Source organism: Blastococcus sp. SYSU DS0552 (assembly GCF_054050815.1).
The window spans coordinates 16,805-33,212 of sequence record NZ_JBJHAB010000016.1 but is presented as its reverse complement, the minus strand read 5'-3'; the positions used below and the strand labels follow the sequence as shown (position 1 = coordinate 33,212).

19 protein-coding genes are annotated in these 16,408 nt (G+C 74.0%); 10 read left to right on the top strand and 9 right to left on the bottom strand.

Annotation, left to right across the window (positions count from 1 at the left end; all coding sequences use genetic code 11):
* Nucleotides 1-41: 41 nt before the first annotated feature.
* The 4 genes from ACI8AG_RS15745 to ACI8AG_RS15730 all read right to left on the bottom strand — a co-directional run bounded on the left by ACI8AG_RS15745 (nucleotide 42) and on the right by ACI8AG_RS15730 (nucleotide 5,174).
* Nucleotides 42-710 carry an acVLRF1 family peptidyl-tRNA hydrolase gene (locus ACI8AG_RS15745; protein WP_456597790.1) on the bottom strand — a complete coding sequence of 223 codons (669 nt, stop codon included), beginning with the start codon at nucleotides 708-710 and terminating at the stop codon, nucleotides 42-44.
* Nucleotides 707-1,960 carry an alpha/beta fold hydrolase gene (locus ACI8AG_RS15740; RefSeq protein WP_456597789.1) on the bottom strand — a complete coding sequence of 418 codons (1,254 nt, stop codon included), beginning with the start codon at nucleotides 1,958-1,960 and terminating at the stop codon, nucleotides 707-709. The genes ACI8AG_RS15745 and ACI8AG_RS15740 overlap by 4 nt, the downstream gene beginning before the upstream one ends.
* 11 nt (nucleotides 1,961-1,971) lie before the next feature.
* Nucleotides 1,972-3,186: an MFS transporter gene (locus ACI8AG_RS15735; protein ID WP_456590077.1), complete on the bottom strand. Its 1,215-nt coding sequence runs from the start codon at nucleotides 3,184-3,186 to the stop codon at nucleotides 1,972-1,974.
* A 173-nt stretch (nucleotides 3,187-3,359) separates the two neighbouring features.
* Entirely contained in the window at nucleotides 3,360-5,174 is a 1,815-nt protein-coding gene (locus ACI8AG_RS15730) for a phosphoenolpyruvate carboxykinase (GTP) (RefSeq protein WP_456597788.1), read from the bottom strand.
* Between the two features lie 200 nt (nucleotides 5,175-5,374).
* On the opposite strand from ACI8AG_RS15730, the gene ACI8AG_RS15725 reads away from it, so the two are divergent.
* Complete coding sequence (locus tag ACI8AG_RS15725) at nucleotides 5,375-6,550, top strand: NADH:flavin oxidoreductase/NADH oxidase (RefSeq protein ID WP_456597787.1); 1,176 nt, start codon at nucleotides 5,375-5,377, stop codon at nucleotides 6,548-6,550.
* Here ACI8AG_RS15725 and ACI8AG_RS15720 read toward each other — a convergent pair.
* Both ACI8AG_RS15720 and ACI8AG_RS15715 read right to left on the bottom strand, forming a co-directional pair.
* Nucleotides 6,526-7,056: an SRPBCC family protein gene (locus ACI8AG_RS15720; RefSeq protein ID WP_456597786.1), complete on the bottom strand. Its 531-nt coding sequence runs from the start codon at nucleotides 7,054-7,056 to the stop codon at nucleotides 6,526-6,528. The genes ACI8AG_RS15725 and ACI8AG_RS15720 overlap by 25 nt on opposite strands.
* A complete protein-coding gene (locus ACI8AG_RS15715; protein ID WP_456597785.1) occupies nucleotides 7,053-7,400 on the bottom strand; it encodes an ArsR/SmtB family transcription factor in 348 nt (115 codons plus the stop codon). Before ACI8AG_RS15715 ends, ACI8AG_RS15720 begins: the two co-directional genes overlap by 4 nt.
* A 55-nt stretch (nucleotides 7,401-7,455) precedes the next feature.
* Between ACI8AG_RS15715 and ACI8AG_RS15710 the strand changes: the two genes are divergently transcribed.
* The 3 genes from ACI8AG_RS15710 to ACI8AG_RS15700 all read left to right on the top strand — a co-directional run bounded on the left by ACI8AG_RS15710 (nucleotide 7,456) and on the right by ACI8AG_RS15700 (nucleotide 8,979).
* Nucleotides 7,456-7,674, top strand: a complete 219-nt coding sequence (locus ACI8AG_RS15710) for a hypothetical protein (RefSeq protein ID WP_456597784.1) — start codon at nucleotides 7,456-7,458, stop codon at nucleotides 7,672-7,674.
* 68 nt (nucleotides 7,675-7,742) lie between these two features.
* Nucleotides 7,743-7,985: an acyl carrier protein gene (locus ACI8AG_RS15705; protein WP_456590071.1), complete on the top strand. Its 243-nt coding sequence runs from the start codon at nucleotides 7,743-7,745 to the stop codon at nucleotides 7,983-7,985.
* 31 nt (nucleotides 7,986-8,016) lie between these two features.
* Entirely contained in the window at nucleotides 8,017-8,979 is a 963-nt protein-coding gene (locus tag ACI8AG_RS15700; RefSeq protein ID WP_456597783.1) for an NAD(P)H-dependent flavin oxidoreductase, read from the top strand.
* Here ACI8AG_RS15700 and ACI8AG_RS15695 read toward each other — a convergent pair.
* The 3 genes from ACI8AG_RS15695 to ACI8AG_RS15685 are packed head-to-tail and all read right to left on the bottom strand — an operon-like array spanning nucleotide 8,964 to nucleotide 11,460.
* Nucleotides 8,964-9,668 (bottom strand): DsbA family oxidoreductase, encoded by a 705-nt coding sequence (locus tag ACI8AG_RS15695; RefSeq protein WP_456590069.1) that lies wholly within the window; start codon nucleotides 9,666-9,668, stop codon nucleotides 8,964-8,966. The genes ACI8AG_RS15700 and ACI8AG_RS15695 overlap by 16 nt on opposite strands.
* Nucleotides 9,669-9,724: 56 nt before the next feature.
* Nucleotides 9,725-10,117, bottom strand: a complete 393-nt coding sequence (locus ACI8AG_RS15690; RefSeq protein WP_456590068.1) for an FKBP-type peptidyl-prolyl cis-trans isomerase — start codon at nucleotides 10,115-10,117, stop codon at nucleotides 9,725-9,727.
* On the bottom strand, nucleotides 10,105-11,460 hold the full coding sequence (locus ACI8AG_RS15685; RefSeq protein ID WP_456597782.1) for an MFS transporter: 1,356 nt from the start codon (nucleotides 11,458-11,460) through the stop codon (nucleotides 10,105-10,107). The genes ACI8AG_RS15690 and ACI8AG_RS15685 overlap by 13 nt, the downstream gene beginning before the upstream one ends.
* A 121-nt stretch (nucleotides 11,461-11,581) precedes the next feature.
* Here ACI8AG_RS15685 and ACI8AG_RS15680 point away from each other — a divergent pair, with 121 nt between their 5' ends.
* The 6 genes from ACI8AG_RS15680 to ACI8AG_RS15655 all read left to right on the top strand — a co-directional run bounded on the left by ACI8AG_RS15680 (nucleotide 11,582) and on the right by ACI8AG_RS15655 (nucleotide 16,386).
* Nucleotides 11,582-11,971, top strand: coding sequence for a VOC family protein (locus ACI8AG_RS15680; protein ID WP_456590066.1), 390 nt, complete (start codon nucleotides 11,582-11,584; stop codon nucleotides 11,969-11,971).
* Between the two features lie 37 nt (nucleotides 11,972-12,008).
* Complete coding sequence (locus ACI8AG_RS15675) at nucleotides 12,009-13,718, top strand: glycoside hydrolase family 13 protein (RefSeq protein WP_456597781.1); 1,710 nt, start codon at nucleotides 12,009-12,011, stop codon at nucleotides 13,716-13,718.
* Nucleotides 13,719-13,779: 61 nt separating this feature from the next.
* Nucleotides 13,780-14,472, top strand: a complete 693-nt coding sequence (locus ACI8AG_RS15670) for a TetR/AcrR family transcriptional regulator C-terminal domain-containing protein (protein WP_456597780.1) — start codon at nucleotides 13,780-13,782, stop codon at nucleotides 14,470-14,472.
* Between the two features lie 84 nt (nucleotides 14,473-14,556).
* Entirely contained in the window at nucleotides 14,557-15,024 is a 468-nt protein-coding gene (locus ACI8AG_RS15665) for a nitroreductase family deazaflavin-dependent oxidoreductase (protein WP_456597779.1), read from the top strand.
* Nucleotides 15,021-15,791 (top strand): DUF4386 domain-containing protein, encoded by a 771-nt coding sequence (locus ACI8AG_RS15660; protein ID WP_456597778.1) that lies wholly within the window; start codon nucleotides 15,021-15,023, stop codon nucleotides 15,789-15,791. Before ACI8AG_RS15665 ends, ACI8AG_RS15660 begins: the two co-directional genes overlap by 4 nt.
* Nucleotides 15,760-16,386 carry a maleylpyruvate isomerase family mycothiol-dependent enzyme gene (locus ACI8AG_RS15655; RefSeq protein WP_456597831.1) on the top strand — a complete coding sequence of 209 codons (627 nt, stop codon included), beginning with the start codon at nucleotides 15,760-15,762 and terminating at the stop codon, nucleotides 16,384-16,386. Before ACI8AG_RS15660 ends, ACI8AG_RS15655 begins: the two co-directional genes overlap by 32 nt.
* Nucleotides 16,387-16,408 lie beyond the last annotated feature (22 nt).

Sequence of the window (16,408 nt, the reverse complement as noted above, 5' to 3'; positions counted from 1 at the left end):
CCAGCCGGGTCACGGCGCGGCCAGACGTCCGGCGGTCCGGCTCAACCCAGGGGCGGAGACGGCTCGCGGATGACCACCTGCAACGCGCGGAACTGCTTGGGTGTCTCCAGCAGCACCGCCTTGGTCGGCTCCCCCACCTCCAGGGCGGGCTCCCGGCGCAGCGCGGCCAGCGGGCGCAGCCGGGGGTCGGCGAGCACGTCGTCGACGAGCCCCCGGTCGCCCCCGGTGAACAGCGCCGCCAGCCCGTCGGCGTGCGGCAGCAGGACCCGGGCGGCGGTTTCGACCGCGTGGTCGACGACGGCGTCGGTCTGGTGGGCGCGGCGGCGGGCGAACCGCTGCTGCGACCAGCCGCCGGCCGCCGTCCGGCCCTGAACCTGCCGCGCGTCGACCTTGGAGACGACCAGCTGGTCGCCGTCGAAGACGCCGACCGCCCACCGGCCGCGGCGCACCAGCAGCACCGCGGCGCGCCGGGGCCGACCGGCGGCGGCGGTGAAGCTGCCCAGCAGCGGCGGCTCGGGCACCCAGCCGAACGGGGCGCGCAGGACCACGCTCGTCGTGTCGGCGCAGGTGATCCGCAGCCCGTCGTCGGCCGGCTCGACCGCGGTGAAGGCGCCGTGCCGGGTGGCGACGCCGTCCAGCCAGCGGCCCAGCCGCTCGGGCGCCACCCCCAGCCGCCGGCCGCCCCCGGCGGCGGGCCGCGGGCGGGTCACCGGGACCGCAGGGTGAGCAGCCGGTCGAGCACGTCGCCCACGCGCAGGCCGTCGTGCTCGTGCTCGTTGGTCACCCAGGTGCGCACGTTGCCGACCGCCCCGGCCGTCTCCAGCGACAGGCCGGCGTCGACGTACATGTCGTCGAAGTAGACGGCGGCGTCGACCGGCACCTCGTTGGCGGCCAGCCGCGCCGGGTCGTAGAGGGCGGGGAACTCCTCCAGCTCGGCCAGCGCGTGCACGGCCGGCGCGAACGGCCGCAGCGCGGCGATCTCCTCGAACATCCACGGGTAGACCATCTCGCCGGTGAAGGGCAGCGGGCGGCGGCCGCCGTCGAACTCCGGCCCCCGCTCGTGCTGCGCCGCCCAGCCGACCGGGCCGGGCCCCTGCGCGTAGATGCTCTCGTGCAGCGCCGCGTAGAGCGGGTCGTCCCGGTAGGAGGTCCGCCGGGCCACCTGGTCGAGGAAGGTGTCGGACAGCTCGCCGTCGCCGTCGAACGCCTCCTCGAACAGCCAGTGCAGCTCCGTGGCGCCGTCCCGCATGCCCAGCGCCTGACCGACGGTCTGCAGGCGGCGCACGGTGAGCCGGTCGCCGTCGGGCAGGACTGCGGGTGCGGCGGCCAGCCGGTCGGCGACGGCGGCGACCTGCGCGACGTCGTCGGGGAACCGCTCGTAGAACCGTCGGGTGCGCGCGGCGACGCGGGGATAGGTGCGCCGGTAGACCTCGCGGGCGTCGGCGCGCAGGCCCGGCAGCCCTCCGGTGACCAGGCAGCGGGTGAGGCCCTCGGGCGCGCGCGAGAGATAGGTCAGGGTGACGAAGCCGCCGTAGCTCTGGCCCAGGGTGGTCCACGGCCGGCCGCCGTAGAGGGTGGCCCGCACGTGCTCGGCATCGGCCACGATCGAGTCCGCCCGGAACGCCAGCAGGTGGCGGGCGGCCGCGCCGGCGTCGGGGAACCGGCCGATCGTCGCGCCGGTGATGCGCGAGCTGCGCCCGGTGCCGCGCTGGTCGAGGAGGACGACCCGGAAGTCGCGGAGCGCGCGCTCGATCCAGCCACCACGGGTCGGTCGCGGCGACTTGCCGCCCGGGCCGCCCTGCAGGAAGAGCAGGAGGGGCAGGTCGTCGGCGCGCCTGTCGGGGTGGACGAGCTCGCGGACGAACACCGAGATCGTCGCGCCGTCGTCGCCGCCCCACCGCAGCGGCACCGTCACCGCCCGGTCGCGCACGTGCGCGCCGGGGAGCGTGTACTCCGGCACGGCGGGCCCGGTCAGCCGGCGAGCGCGGGCTCGGCGACGTGCTCGGCGGGGACGTGCAGCAGCCGCTGGAAGAGCGCGACGACGACGGCCGCGACCGCGGCCGCGACGATGGCCACCAGGAACGCCGTGTTCGCGCCCGCGACGTCGACGAGCTTGCCCGCCACCGACGCACCGAGGGCCACGCCCAGGCCCAGCGCGGTCCCGATCCAGGTGAACGCCTCGGTGACCGCGGCGCGCGGCACCAGCAGTTCGGCGAGGGTGAAGGAGCTGATCAGCGACGGCGAGACCGCGACGCCGGCGACGATCACGAACGGGACCATCAGCCACACGTCCTGGATCAGCGTGAGCGGGACGACGAGCACCGTCAGCACCGCGAGGGCCACGACCAGCCGCCGCCGCAGCGGGACGCGCCAGTGGACCATGCCCCAGCCGATGCCGCTGGCCATCGAGCCGAGCGCCAGCCCCGCGATGAGGACGCCGGACATCGACATGGCGCCCCGCTCGTCGGCGAACGCCACCAGCGCGATCTCCAGGGTGCCGAGGATCGCCCCCACCGCCGCGCCGACCACGAAGAGCACGCGCAGGCCGGTGGTGCGGATCGCCGAGGGCCCCTGCCGGCTGGCGTGCCCGTGCGGTTCGGGCTCGGTGCGGCGCTGCGCGGCGAACAGCAGGCTGCCCACGGTGGCGAGGGTGAACGCCGTGACGACACCGGAGGTGGCGTGGCCCGTCGTCGAGAGGAACGTGACCAGCACCGGGCCGATGATGAAGACGAACTCGTCGACGACGGACTCCATCGCCAGCGCCGTGGGCAGCCGGTGGCTCCCGCGCAGCAGATGGGTCCAGCGGACACGGATCATCGAGGAGACCGGCGGGATGCAGGCACCGGCCAGCCCCGCGGAGGTGAAGACGATCCAGAGCGGCCAGGCCTCCCGCACGGAGAACAGGAAGACCAGGCCGGAGAGGACGAAGACGACCAGCACCGGCAGCAGCACCCGGCGCTGACCGTGGGTGTCGGCCCAGCGGCCGAGCAGCGGACCGGCGATGGCCGTCGTCACCGCGCCCACCGCGGCGACCGCGCCGCCCAGGCCGTAGGAGCCGGTCTCCGACGCCACGAGCAGGACGCTGCCCAGCCCCACCATCGACAGCGGCAACCGGCCGATGAAGGCCGACAGGACCATGGGCAGGGCATGCGGGGTCCGGAGCACCTGCAGGTACGGATTCGCCACGGGCGGGGATGCCTCCGGGAGCAGGAAGGGGGCCACGCCACGCTAACCGACCGTGGCACACGGTGCCGCGACGACGCCCCAGACGCAGACGACCGGGGCCTGGGCCCGCTGGGCGGGAACGGCGAGGGCCCGGAACCGCGACGCTGCGGTTCCGGGCCCTGCCTCTGCCGGGCTTACGCCAGGCGGCTCTTGAGGATCTCCAGCTCGTCCCACATGGTGCTGGGGAGCTTGTCGCCGAACTTCTCGAACCACTCGGTGATCTGCGGGATCTCCTCGCGCCACTCCTCCGGCTTCACCGCGAGGGCCTGCTCGACCTGCTCGGTGGTCATGTCCAGGCCGGAGACGTCGAGGGAGTCCGCCGTCGGCACGTGGCCGACGGGGGTCTCGACGGCGGCCGCGGTGCCCTCGAGGCGCTCGATGACCCACTTGAGCACGCGGCTGTTCTCGCCGAAGCCCGGCCACAGGAAGCCGCCGTCGGCGTCCCGGCGGAACCAGTTGACGTAGAAGATCTTCGGCAGCTTGCTGGCGTCGTGCTGCTTGCCGGTCTCGACCCAGTGGCCGAAGTAGTCACCGGCGTTGTAGCCGATGAACGGCAGCATGGCGAACGGGTCGCGGCGGACGACGCCGACGGCGCCGGTCGCGGCGGCGGTGGTCTCCGAGGAGAGCGTCGCGCCCATGAACACGCCGTGGTTCCAGTCCCGGGCCTCGGTGACCAGCGGGATCGTGGTCTTGCGGCGGCCACCGAAGAGGATCGCCGAGATCGGCACACCCTTGGGGTCGTCGTACTCCGGCGCCAGGATCGGGCACTGGGTGATCGGGGTGCAGAACCGCGAGTTGGGGTGCGACGAGAGCTCGTCGGACTCCGGCGTCCAGTCCCGGCCCTTCCAGTCGGTCAGGTGGGCCGGCGGCTCGTCGGTCATCCCCTCCCACCAGATGTCGCCGTCGTCGGTGAGGGCGACGTTGGTGAAGACCGAGTTGCCCTTGTCGATCGTGCGCATGGCGTTGGGGTTGGTGTCCCAGCCGGTGCCGGGCGCGACGCCGAAGAGGCCGAACTCGGGGTTGAGGGCGTAGAGGCGCCCGTCCTCGCCGAAGCGCATCCAGGCGATGTCGTCGCCCAGGGTCTCGACCTTCCAGCCGGGGATGGTCGGCTCGAGCATCGCCAGGTTGGTCTTCCCGCAGGCCGAGGGGAAGGCGGCGGCGATGTAGTAGGTCTTCTGCTGCGGGTTGGTGAGCTTGAGGATCAGCATGTGCTCGGCCAGCCAGCCCTCGTCGCGGGCCATGACCGAGGCGATCCGCAGCGAGTAGCACTTCTTGCCCAGCAGCGCGTTGCCGCCGTAGCCGGAGCCGTAGGACCAGATGGCCCGCTCCTCGGGGAAGTGCACGATGTACTTGGTGTCGCTGCACGGCCACGGCACGTCGGCCTGGCCGGGCTCCAGCGGGGCGCCGAGGGAGTGCATCGCCGGCACGAACGGCCGGTCGGAGCCCATCGCCTCGAGGATGCGACTGCCGATGCGGGCCATCACCCGCATGGAGACGACGACGTACTCGGAGTCGGTGAGCTCGACGCCGAACATCGGGTTCTCGGCCTCGACCGGGCCCATGCAGAAGGGGATCACGTACATCGTCCGACCGCGCATGCACCCGCGGTACAGCTCGGTCATGATCGACTTCATCTCGTCCGGGGCCATCCAGTTGTTGGTGGGCCCCGCGTCGGCCTCGTCGACCGAGCAGATGAAGGTGCGGTCCTCGACGCGCGCGACGTCGCTGGGGTCGCTGGCGCACCAGAACGAGTTGGGCTTCTTCTCCAGCGGCGTGAAGGTGCCGGCGTCGACGAGCTTGCGGGTGAGCCGCTCCCACTCCTCGTCGGTGCCGTCGACCCAGACCACCTGGTCCGGCGTCGTCAGCTCCGCCATCTCGCGCACCCAGGCCAGCAGCCGGGCGTGCGTCGTGGGGGCGTTCTCCAGACCTGGGGTGGCCACGGTGGTCACGGCGTCTCCATCCTCTGCGTCGCCGGGGCGGACTCCCGCTCCGACGGTGGTGCCCTACGAGCCGCGGCCGCGGGACGGCCGTGCGGATCGGGTCAGCGTACAAGCGCAGACATGCGCCCGTAACGAGACAAATGTTACGTATAGGACGTCTACCGCTCAGCTCGGAACAGGCTGGTGGGAGGCGGTGTTCGCCACACTTCGTGAGTTCTCCCGCGCTTCTCTCGCCGCTCCGTCTCCGCGACGTTACGCTCCGCAATCGCCTCGCCGTGGCCCCGATGTGCCAGTACTCGGTGACCGACGGCCGGGTCGGCGACTACCACCTCGTGCACCTCGGGCGGTTCGCCCTGGGCGGCTTCGGGCTGGTGGTCGTGGAGGCCACCGCGGTGACCCCGGAGGGGCGGATCAGCCACGGCGACGTCGGCCTGTGGTCCGACGACCACGTACCCGGGCTGGCCCGGGTGGTCGACTTCCTGCACGCCGAGGGGACGGCGGCAGGCATCCAGCTGGCGCACGCCGGCGCCAAGGCCAGCAGCCGTCGGCCGTGGGAGGGCTCGGGGCCGGTGACCGAGGACGACGCCCGCCCGGGCGAGGCCCCGTGGCCGACCGTCTCGGCGTCCCCCGTGCCGGCCGGGGACGGGTGGCCGGTGCCGCACGCGCTCTCCGTCGCGGAGCTGGCGGGGGTGCGCGAGGCGTTCGCCGCCGCCGCCCGACGGGCCGACGCCGCCGGGTTCGACGTCGTGGAGGTGCACGCCGCGCACGGCTACCTGCTGCACCAGTTCCTCTCCCCGCTCACCAACCGGCGCGACGACTCGTACGGGGGCTCCCGCGAGGCGCGGATGCGGTTCCCGCTCGAGGTGGTGGACGCGGTGCGCGCCGCCTGGCCCGCCGGCAAGCCGCTGCTGGTGCGGGTCTCCGCCGTCGACGGCTCCGGCGACGGGCTCACGATCGAGGACACGGTCGCCTTCGCCCGGGAGCTGCGCACCCGCGGGGTGGACGCCGTCGACGTCTCCGGCGGCGGCATCGGCGGGGGCTGGGAGCACCCGATCGGCTACGGCTACCAGGTGCCCTACGCCGCGGCGATCCGTGAGCAGGCCGACATCCCGACCATGGCCGTGGGGCTGGTCGTCGACGCCCGGCAGGCCGAGGCGATCGTCGCCGGCGGGGCCGCCGACCTGGTCGCGGTGGCGCGCGAGGCGCAGGACGACCCGAACTTCGCCGTGCACGCCGCCCGGGACCTCACCGCCGGCTACGACGCCTACCCGGTGCAGGCAGGCCCCCGGCTCGCCTCGCGGGAGCGCCTGCTGGGCCGGCTCGGCCCGTGGACCGGCCCGGACCCGGTCCAGGTGACCGATCAGGCCCCGGCGGGTCGCCCGTAGCCCGGACCGGTCTCGGCGAGGAAGGCCGCCCAGTCGCCCGGCGCCGGGCGGCCGCCGAGTTCGGCATCGAGCTTGTCGAGGTACCAGTGCCAGCCCATCGCGAAGTCGGTGACGTCGAGGCCGGCGGCGAAGAACTGCACGAAGCGCAGGACGGTCCGCTCGCCCTCCACGAACAGGTCCAGGTCGATGCGCCAGACGCCGAGGCCGTCCTGCTCCTGGGTCCACTGCACGACCAGCCGGCGCGGCGGGTCGCACTCGACGATCGCCATCGGCTCCCCGACCGGTTCGTCCTCGTGCGTCATCGTGAAGGTGCCCGTGCCACCGGGGCCGCGCTCGCCCTCGTAGGTGCCGATCCAGCGGGCCAGGCGGTCGGGCTCGGTGAGCGCTGCCCAGACGTCCTCGATCGGGTCGGGCCAGCTGCGGCGGAACTCCAGCCGCTGCCGGCCGTCCGGCTCGGTGGTGACGACGCCGCGCCGGGTCTCCAGGTCGCTGCCTCGTGGGGTCATGTCGGTCCTCCGTCCCTGCGCGCCCGCCGGCCGCGGGCGATCTCGGTGTCCAGGGCGTCCAGTCGGTGCGCCCACAGGTCGCGGTAGGGCTCCAGCCACTCGTCGAGCTCGCGCAGCGGCTTCGGGTCGAGCGCGTAGCGGCGCTCCCGCCCCTCGGCCCGCACCCGGACCAGCCCGCTCTCGCGGAGGACGCGCAGGTGCCGGCTGATCGCGGGGCGGCTGACCGGGAACGGCGCCGCCAGCTCGCCCGCCGTCCGCTCCCCGCCGGCCAGCAGCGCGATCAGCTCGCGCCGCGTCGGGTCCGCCAGTGCCTGGAGCGCCTCCACGCCGGATGCGTAACACATGTGTTACGTATCCGTCGAGGGGTTGGCGCACGGCGCCCCGGGAAAGGAGGCGTCCATGACCGTCACCGATCCCGACAACCCCGATCCGCTCAACGACCCCCGGACCCTGCAGGCCGACCCGGGCGCCTACGGCGAGGGCGCCGACCTCGCCTCAGCCGGGGACGACGCCACGTCGAGCGGCGAGGACGAGCTGCCCACCAGCCAGAACCTGGAGGACGAGGCGGGCGGCAGCGACGTCACCGGCGGCGCGTTCGGTGAGACCCCGCCGGCCTGACCGTGTGACGAACCGGTTCTTCCGGGGTAGGGCGGCCTCGTCCCACACACCTGAACCGAGGAGGACCGATGGCCACCGGTGAGACCGGCTTCGAGGACGTCTTCTACGACCTCGTCTCCGTCCAGTACCACTCGCTCAAGGCCGGGCACGACTACGGCCAGTACGTCCGGGACGCCGAGAACGCCGGCCTGGACGACGTCGCGGCGTTCTTCCGCGAGGTCATGGAGCAGGACTCCCAGCGCGCGAAGCGCTGCCACGAGTTCCTCGGCCGCCTGCAGGGCACCGAGCAGGGCGGCCCCGCCACCCAGTGACTCCGCTGTGGGTCAGCGAGACGATGGGCAGGTGCTCACGACCGCATTGACCCGCCGCTTCTCCCTCACCACGCCGGTCATCGGGGCCCCGATGGCCGGCGTGGCCGGTGGGGGGCTCGCTGCCGCGGTGTCCCGCGCCGGCGGGCTCGGGATGATCGGGATCGGCGCGAAGCACAGCGCCGACTTCCTCGCCGAGCAGTGCGCGATCCCGCGCGCCGACGGGCTGCCCTTCGGCGTCGGGCTGATGGCGTGGACGCTCGCCGACCGGCCCGACCTGCTCGAGGCGACGGTCGCCGCGCGGCCGGCCCTGGTGTCAGTCTCCTTCGGCGACCCGGCCCCCTACGTGCCGGCGCTGCACGATGCCGGGATCGCCGTCTGCGCCCAGGTCAACACCGTCGCCGACGCGCGGGGCGCGCTCGACGCCGGCGTGGACGTCCTGATCGCGCAGGGCACCGAGGCCGGCGGGCACACCGGGCACCGCGGCCTGCTCCCGCTGCTGCAGGAGGTACTCCCCCTCACCGATCGCCCGGTCGTCGCCGCCGGCGGCATCGCGACCGACCGCGGGATGGCCGCCGCCCTTGCCGCCGGCGCGGCGGGCGTGTGGATCGGGACGGCGCTGCTGTCGTGCACCGAGGGGCTGAACTCCGCCGCCGCGCGGGCGCGGGTGCGGCAGGCGACCGGCGAGGAGACGGTGCTGACCCGCGCCTTCGACGTCGCGGAGGGGCTCGCCTGGCCGGAGCGCTGGCCCGGGCGGGCGCTGGTCAACGACTTCTCCCGGGTCTGGCACGGCCGCGAGGGGGAACTGGTGCACGACGCCGAGGCCCGGCAGTCCGTGGTGGACGGCCGGCGCACCGGGGACCCGGCGACCGCGCCGGTCTACGCCGGGGAGGCCGTCGGCCTGGTCACCGCCGAGCGCTCGGCCACCGACGTCGTCCGTGAGCTGGACACCGGAGCCGAGCAGGCGCTGCGCGCGGTCGGTCAGCTACTGGGCTGAACGGCGCAGCCGTCGTCGGTGCAGCCCTCGGCGGCCGGAACGGTGACCAGCGGGTGGGCGTCGGCCCAGGCCCGCTCCAGCACCTGCAGCAGCAGCTCGGCCGGCTGGGCGCCCGCGGCCCCGTACTTCCGGTCGACGACGAAGAACGGCACGCCCGTGGCCCCCAGCGCCTGCGCGGTGGCGCCCTCCTGCCGGACCGCGGCCAGGTAGCGGCGGTCGGTCAGCGCCTCCCGGATCTCGGCCTCGTCCAGCCCGACCTGCACCCCGAACGGGACGAGCGAGTCGACGTCGAAGACCGGCCGGCCCTCCTCGAAGTAGGCGTGCAGCAGGAGCTCCTTGAGCTCGTTGCGCTTGCCGTGCTCGGCGGCCAGGTGCAGCAGCTCGTGGGCCAGCAGGGTGTTGCCGCTGACGGCGTCGGCGAGGTGGTACTCCAGCCCCTCACCGGCGGCGACCTGCTCGACCTGCGCCATGTTCTCGCGCATCTGCTCGACGGTCGTGCCGTACTTGCGCGCCAGGGCCGGCAGCGTGGGGTGCGTCTCCCCCTCGGGGACGCTCGGGTCGAGCTGGAAGGAGCGCCACACGACCTCGACCTGGTCGCGGTGCGGGAACTTCTCCAGCGCGGACTCCAGCCGGCGCTTGCCGATGTAGCACCACGGGCACACGACGTCGGACCAGACCTCTACCTGCATGCCCGGACCAACGTCGTTGCCTCTTCAACCATTCCGTGGCCGCGTCGGCCGCGAGATCAGCCGCCGGTGAAGGAGCGGATGCCGACGAGGTCGACGACGAAGACCAGCGTGGCGCCGGGCTTGATCACGCCGCCGGCGCCGCGGTCGCCGTAGGCCTTGTGCGGCGGGATGGTGAGCCGGCGGCGGCCGCCGACCTTCATGCCGACGATGCCCTCGTCCCAGCCCTGGATGACCATGCCGACGCCCACGCGGAACTCCAGCGGGTCGCCCCGGTCCCAGGAGGCGTCGAACTGCTCGCCACCCTCGTGGGTGACGCCGACGTAGTGGCAGCTCACCAGGTCGCCGGCCTTGGCCTCGGGGCCGTCGCCGACGACGAGGTCCTCGATCACCAGGTCGTCGGGCGCCGGCCCGGTGGGCGGCTCGACGTCCGGTCGGGTCAGCTCGGCCACGGTTCTCCCTCCCGCGCCGGGGCTGTCCCGGCGTCGTCGTCCCCCATCCAAGCAGCGGCCGGGCCGGGCGGCTCCTCCACGGCCGCCGGGGCGCCGACGTCGAGGGGGTGGGCGATCTCGTCGGCGGGGAGGCGCGCGGCCCAGATCGCGATGACGGCGAACACCGGCGGGGCGAGACCCGCCACCAGGAAGGCGCCGGAGCGCCCGACCAGCTCGGCCAGCGGCGCCGCGAGCGCCATGGACAGCGGCATGAGGCTCAGCGAGACGAAGAAGTCGAGGCTGGAGACCCGCCCCAGCAGCTCGCCCGGGACCCGGCGCTGCAGCAGCGTGCCCCAGATGACCATGCCGGCCTGCGAGGTGCCGCCGACCACGGCCGCCGCGGCGAGCATGACGACGAGGTCGGTGGTGAAGCCGAACGCGACCAGCGGGATGCACCCCAGGCCCCACAGCAGGGTCATCACCGTGAGGTAGCGGCGCGGCAGCCGCCACGAGGCGACCAGGAGCGAGCCCAGCGCCCCGCCGAAGCCGAAGGCGACCAGCACCCAGGCGTGCTGGCGGGCCCCGCCGCCGGCGTCGGCGATGGCGAACGGGACGAGCACCTCGAACGGGCCGATGAAGGCCAGCAGCATGAAAGCGGCGAACAGCAGCGTCGCGAGCAGCCACGGGGTGGCGACCATGTAGCGCACGCCCTCGCGGACGTCGGCGAGCAGGCCGGGCCGCGGGTCGCCGTCCTCGGCCGGTCGGCGGCGCACCGCGGTGCTGGGCAGGGCCCACAGGAAGGCGGCGGCGAGGAAGGCGGTCGCGGCGGTGACCGCCAGCGCCGCGCCCGGGGACCACGCGGCGACGAGGAAGCCGGCCGCCGCGGGCCCGGCCGCCTGGCCCAGCACGGGGCGGACCGCGCCCTCCAACCCGTTGACCGCGAGCAGGTCCTCCGCGGGTACGAGGGCGGGCACCAGCGCCGAGTAGGCGGGGTAGAACATCCCCAGGGCGACGCCGTCGACGAGCGAGACCAGCGCGAGCTGCCACAGCTCGAGCACGCCGGTGAGCGACAGCGCGGCCGCCACGGAGACCGCGCCGCCCTGCAGCAGCGCGACGACCAGCAGCAGCCGCCGCTGGGGTACCCGGTCGGCCAGCGCCCCGCCGAGCAGCGTCGTCACCAGCATGCCGCCGGAGCTGAGCGCAGCGACCAGGGACAACGCCCCCGGGCCACCGTCGAGGCCGAGGACCTGCCAGACCATGGCGATCGACCACAGCCCCTGGGTGAGCAGCGACAGCGCCATCGCAGCCGCCAGCAACCGGTAGGAGGTGTGCCGGAGCGGCGCCAGGGCGCGCGGCAGCGTCACAGGTCACCTCCCGGGGTCGGGGCCCATCCTGGACGACGGGTGCGACGGATCCCCACCCGGTTTCCGGCCGGCGCGACGGACCGGTGCCCGAGGGGCGCCCGCGCCGCTACGGTCGGCGGGCATGATCGACCATCTGGGCCTGCAGTGCGCCGACGCCGAGGCGGCGGCCTCCTTCTACCAGCGCGTCTTCGCGACCTGCGGCGTCCGCGAGGCGATGCGCATCGACACCCCGCACGGGCCGGTGATCGGCCTGGCCGGGCCCGACGGGCAGCCGCAGCTGTGGACGAGCCCCGCCGAGGACACCGGCCACCGCCCGGTGCACCTGGCGCTGGCGGCACCCTCGCGCGCAGCCGTCGACGAGGTGTTCGCCGCGGCGCGGGCGGCGGGCGCGGAGATCCTGCACGAGCCGCGGGAGTGGCCCGAGTACCACCCGGGCTACTACGGCGTCTTCTTCCGGGATCCCGACGGCAACAACGTGGAGGCCGTGCACCACGGGTTCCCGGCGCCCTGACCGTGCGGCGGGCCGCCCGGCGTGCTGGGCTGGGCACATGCCCGTCGAGCAGCCCCCGTGGTGGACCCGTGCCGTCGTCTACCAGGTCTACCCGCGCTCGTTCGCCGACTCCGACGGCGACGGCATCGGCGACCTCGGCGGGATCCTGCTGCACGTCGACCACCTGGCCGACCTCGGCGTCGACGTCCTGTGGCTCTCGCCGGTCTACCCCTCGCCGCAGGCCGACAACGGCTACGACATCAGCGACTACCAGGACATCGATCCGCTCTTCGGCACCTTGGAGCAGCTCGACGAGCTGATCCAGGCACTCCACGCCCGCGGCATGAAGCTGGTGATGGACCTGGTGGTCAACCACACCAGCGACCAGCACCCGTGGTTCATCGAGTCCCGCTCGTCGAAGGACTCGCCCAAGCGTGACTGGTACTGGTGGCGGCCGGCGCGGCACGGCATGGCGCCCGGCGCGCCGGGCGCGGAGCCGACGAACTGGCAGTCGTTCTTCTCCGGCCCGACGTGGGAGCTCGACGAGGCCAGCGACGAGTACTACCTGCACCTGTTCGACCGCCGGCAGCCCGACCTCAACTGGGAGAACCCGGAGGTGCGGCAGGCGGTGTACGAGATGATGCGGTGGTGGCTCGACCGCGGGGTCGACGGCTTCCGCATGGACGTCATCAACATGATCAGCAAGGACGTCGGACCGGCCGGCGAGCTGCACGACGGGCCGCCGCTGCCCGGCTCGTCGCTGGGTGACGGCTCGGCGTCCTACCTGTGCGGGCCGCGGATCCACGAGTTCCTGCAGGAGATGCACCGGGAGGTATTCGCCGGGCGCTCCGAGAAGCTGCTGACCGTCGGCGAGATGCCCGGCGTGACCGTCGAGCAGGCCCGGCTGTTCACCGACCCGGCCCGCGGCGAGGTGGACATGGTCTTCCAGTTCGAGCACGTGGGGCTGGACCACGGGACGTCGAAGTGGGACGTCCACCCGCTGCGGATGCGCGACCTCAAGGCCTCGTTCGGCCGCTGGCAGGCCGGCCTGGCCGAGGTGGGGTGGAACTCCCTCTACTGGGACAACCACGACCAGCCGCGGGCGGTGTCCCGGTTCGGCGACGACTCACCGCAGTACCGCCGCGACTCGGCGACCTGCCTCGCCACCCTGCTGCACCTGCACCGGGGGACGCCGTACGTCTACCAGGGCCAGGAGATCGGGATGGCGAACTACCCGTTCACCTCGCTGGAGGAGTTCGCCGACGTCGAGTCGCTCAACCACCACGTGCACGCCGTCTCCGCCGGCCACGACCCGGCGGAGGTGCTGGCCGCGCTGCGGTGCATGAGCCGGGACAACGCCCGCACGCCGGTGCAGTGGGACGCCTCGCCGCACGCCGGCTTCACCACCGGGACGCCGTGGCTGGCGGTGAACCCCGACCACGTGGAGTGGAACGTGGCGGCACAGCGGGACGACGACACCTCGGTGCTCGCCCACTACCGGCGGCTCATCGCGCTGCGCCACACCGACGACGTCGTCGCCCTGGGCGACTTCACCATGCTGCTGCCCGACCACGACGAGGTGTACGCGTTCACCCGCTCGCTGGGTGGCGTCGAGCTGCTCGTCGTCTGCAACCTGTCGCGGACGCCGTACCGGTTGGCCGAGTTGCTGCCCGAGGCGCCGGCCGCCGAGCTGGTGCTGGGCAACATGGCCGACGACGACCCCGCCGAGCTGCGCCCCTGGGAGGCCCGCGTCCTGCGCCTGCCGTGAGCCACCAACCGCCCGGCGCTCCTTACGGTGTACGGGTCGATCCCCCGCGGACAGGTGGTCCATGGCACCCCGTACCGACGCTCCCGCCCGCTCGGCGCTGACCCGCCGGCGGGTGCTGCAGGCTGCCGTCGACCTCGCCGACCGCGAGGGCCTCGCCGCGCTGACCATGCGGCGGCTGGCCCAGGAGCTCGGGGTCGAGGCCATGTCGCTGTACCACCACGTCGCCAACAAGGAGGCCGTCCTCGACGGCGTCGTCGAGGTGGTGATCGGCGAGATCGTCGCCGCCGTGGACGGCGTGGGCCCGGACCCGGCGGAGGACTGGCGGGCGGCGCTGCGGGCCCGCGTCCTCACGGCCCGCCAGGTACTGCTGCGGCATCCCTGGGCGCCGCCGGTCATCGAGACGCGGACCGCCATGAACGCCGAGATCGTCGGCTACTACGACGGGCTGCTCGGCATCCTGCGGGCGGGCGGCTTCTCCTACGACCTGGCCCACCACGCCATGCACGCGCTCGGTTCCCGGGCCCTGGGCTTCACCCGCGAGCTGTTCACCCCGGCGAATCCGGAGACCGGTGGGCAGGAGGCGATGGCGATGCTCGAGCAGCTGGCCGACCGGTACCCGCACCTGGCCGGCATGCTCGCCGACACCGTCCACGAGGCCGAGGGGGTCCTCGGCTGGTGCGACGACCAGGCCGAGTTCGAGTTCGCCCTGGATCTCCTCCTCGACGGGCTCGACCGGCGCGTCGGCCACAGCTGAGGTCGGTGGCCGACGGCCTGGACACGTCCGCGCCGGCTCGCTACCTTACGACGTAAGGGATCCTTACACCGTAAGGGAGATGCCATGGGTGCCATCCGGATCGGCGCAGCGCTGCTCCTGCTGCTGACCGCGCTGTTCGTGGAGTCCTTCCGCGCGAAGTGGGGGCCCGTCCAACGCGCCGTCCGCAGGTTCAACCGCGACGTCACGAACCCCCGCCAGCTGGAGACGGCCGGGCAGCCCGGTGCGTACGCGTCGGTAGTGCACCACCGCGGCCGGGTGAGCGGTGCCGCCTACCGGACGCCGGCCGTCGCGGTGCCGACCGACGACGGCTTCCTGTTCGCCCTGCCCTACGGCCCGGGCGCCGACTGGGTGGCCAACGTGCTGGCGGCCGGCAGCGCCACCGTCGAGCACGAGGGCCGGTCGGTGCCGGTGCAGCGGCCGCGCCTGGTTCCGGCAGACGAGGGGAACCGGTTCTTCCCGCCCGGTGAGCAGCGGATGCACCGGCTCTTCGGCGTCGTCGACTTCCTCCGGGTATCGGAGGCCGGCCGGTGACGACGGCGCAGCTGCACGTCGCGCGGCGGGAGCTGGACCGCCGCGCGGACCTCGTCGCCGGCACCGCACTCCTGCTGATGGCGGCGCTGGCGGCCGTCGGCTACGGCGCCGCCGTGGAGGGTCTGGTGACGCCCGGCGATCCGGGGCGGACCGCCACCGACGTCCTCGCCGCCGAAGGTCTGTTCCGCGCCGGCATCCTGTGCCTGATCGGGGTGGCCGTCCTCGACGTCGTCGTCGCCTGGGCGCTCCACCAGGTGTTCGCGCCGGTCGACGCCCGGCTGTCCCTGCTGGCCGCGGTCTGCCGGCTGGTGTACACCGCCGTGTTCCTCGTCGCGATCGGCCACCTGGCGGCCGCGGCGAACCTGCTCGCCACCGATGCCGTCCTCGGCGCAGCGGAGATCGACCGGTTCGACGCCATCTGGAACACCGGCCTGCTGCTGTTCGGCGTCCACCTGGTGCTCGTCGGGGTGCTGGCCCACCGGTGGGGCGCCGCACCGCGGGGGCTGGGCGTGCTCCTGGTCGTGGCCGGCCTGGGCTACGCGTTCGACAGCGCCGGGGCGGTGCTCTCGGCGGGGTCCTGGCCGACCGTCGCGCAGTTCACCTTCCTCGGCGAGGTCCTGCTGGCGCTGTGGCTCCTGTCGCGGCCGACGTGCGGCCCGGGCAGCAACCGGCCCCGGGCCAGGCGCACCGCTGGTACGATGACGGCGTGGACACGTTCGCGGAGATCGCCGCGAGCTGGCCGCCCTCCTGTCGGGGCTGACCGGTGAGCAGCAGGCGACGCCGAGCCTCTGCAGCACGTGGACCGTGCACGACGTGGTCGCGCACCTGGTCGTGCCCCTGGAGGTGAGCACCCCGAAGTTCGTGCTGGCGATGCTCGCGTGCCGGGGGAACTTCGACCGGGCGAACGTCCGGGTGACCCGCGAGCCGGCGCGCCGGCCCTTCGGCGAGCTCGTCGAGGTGCTGCACCGGAAGGCCGGCTCGCGGTTCACCCCGCCCGGGGCAGGCCCCGAGGCGCCCCTCACCGACCTCCTCGTGCACGGCCTGGACATCCGCTGGCCGCTGAGCATCGCGCGCGACGTCCCCGAGGAGCGCCTGCGGACGTCCCTGACCTTGGTGGCCGACGGTGGCTTCGTCCGCAAGGGCACGCTGGACGGGCTGCGGTTCGAGGCGGACGACCTCGACTGGGCGCACGGCACCGGCCCCGCCGTCCGCGGGAACGCCGATGCGCTCCTGCTCGCGATGACCGGCCGCCCGGCCGCGCTCGACCACCTCGACGGCGACGGCGTACCGGTCCTGCGCGTCCGGCTGGGGCAACCGTCCGGGCGCCGGGACGGGGAGGAGCGCAGACCGTCCGAGCGATGACCGCAGGCCCTAGGCTGCCGGC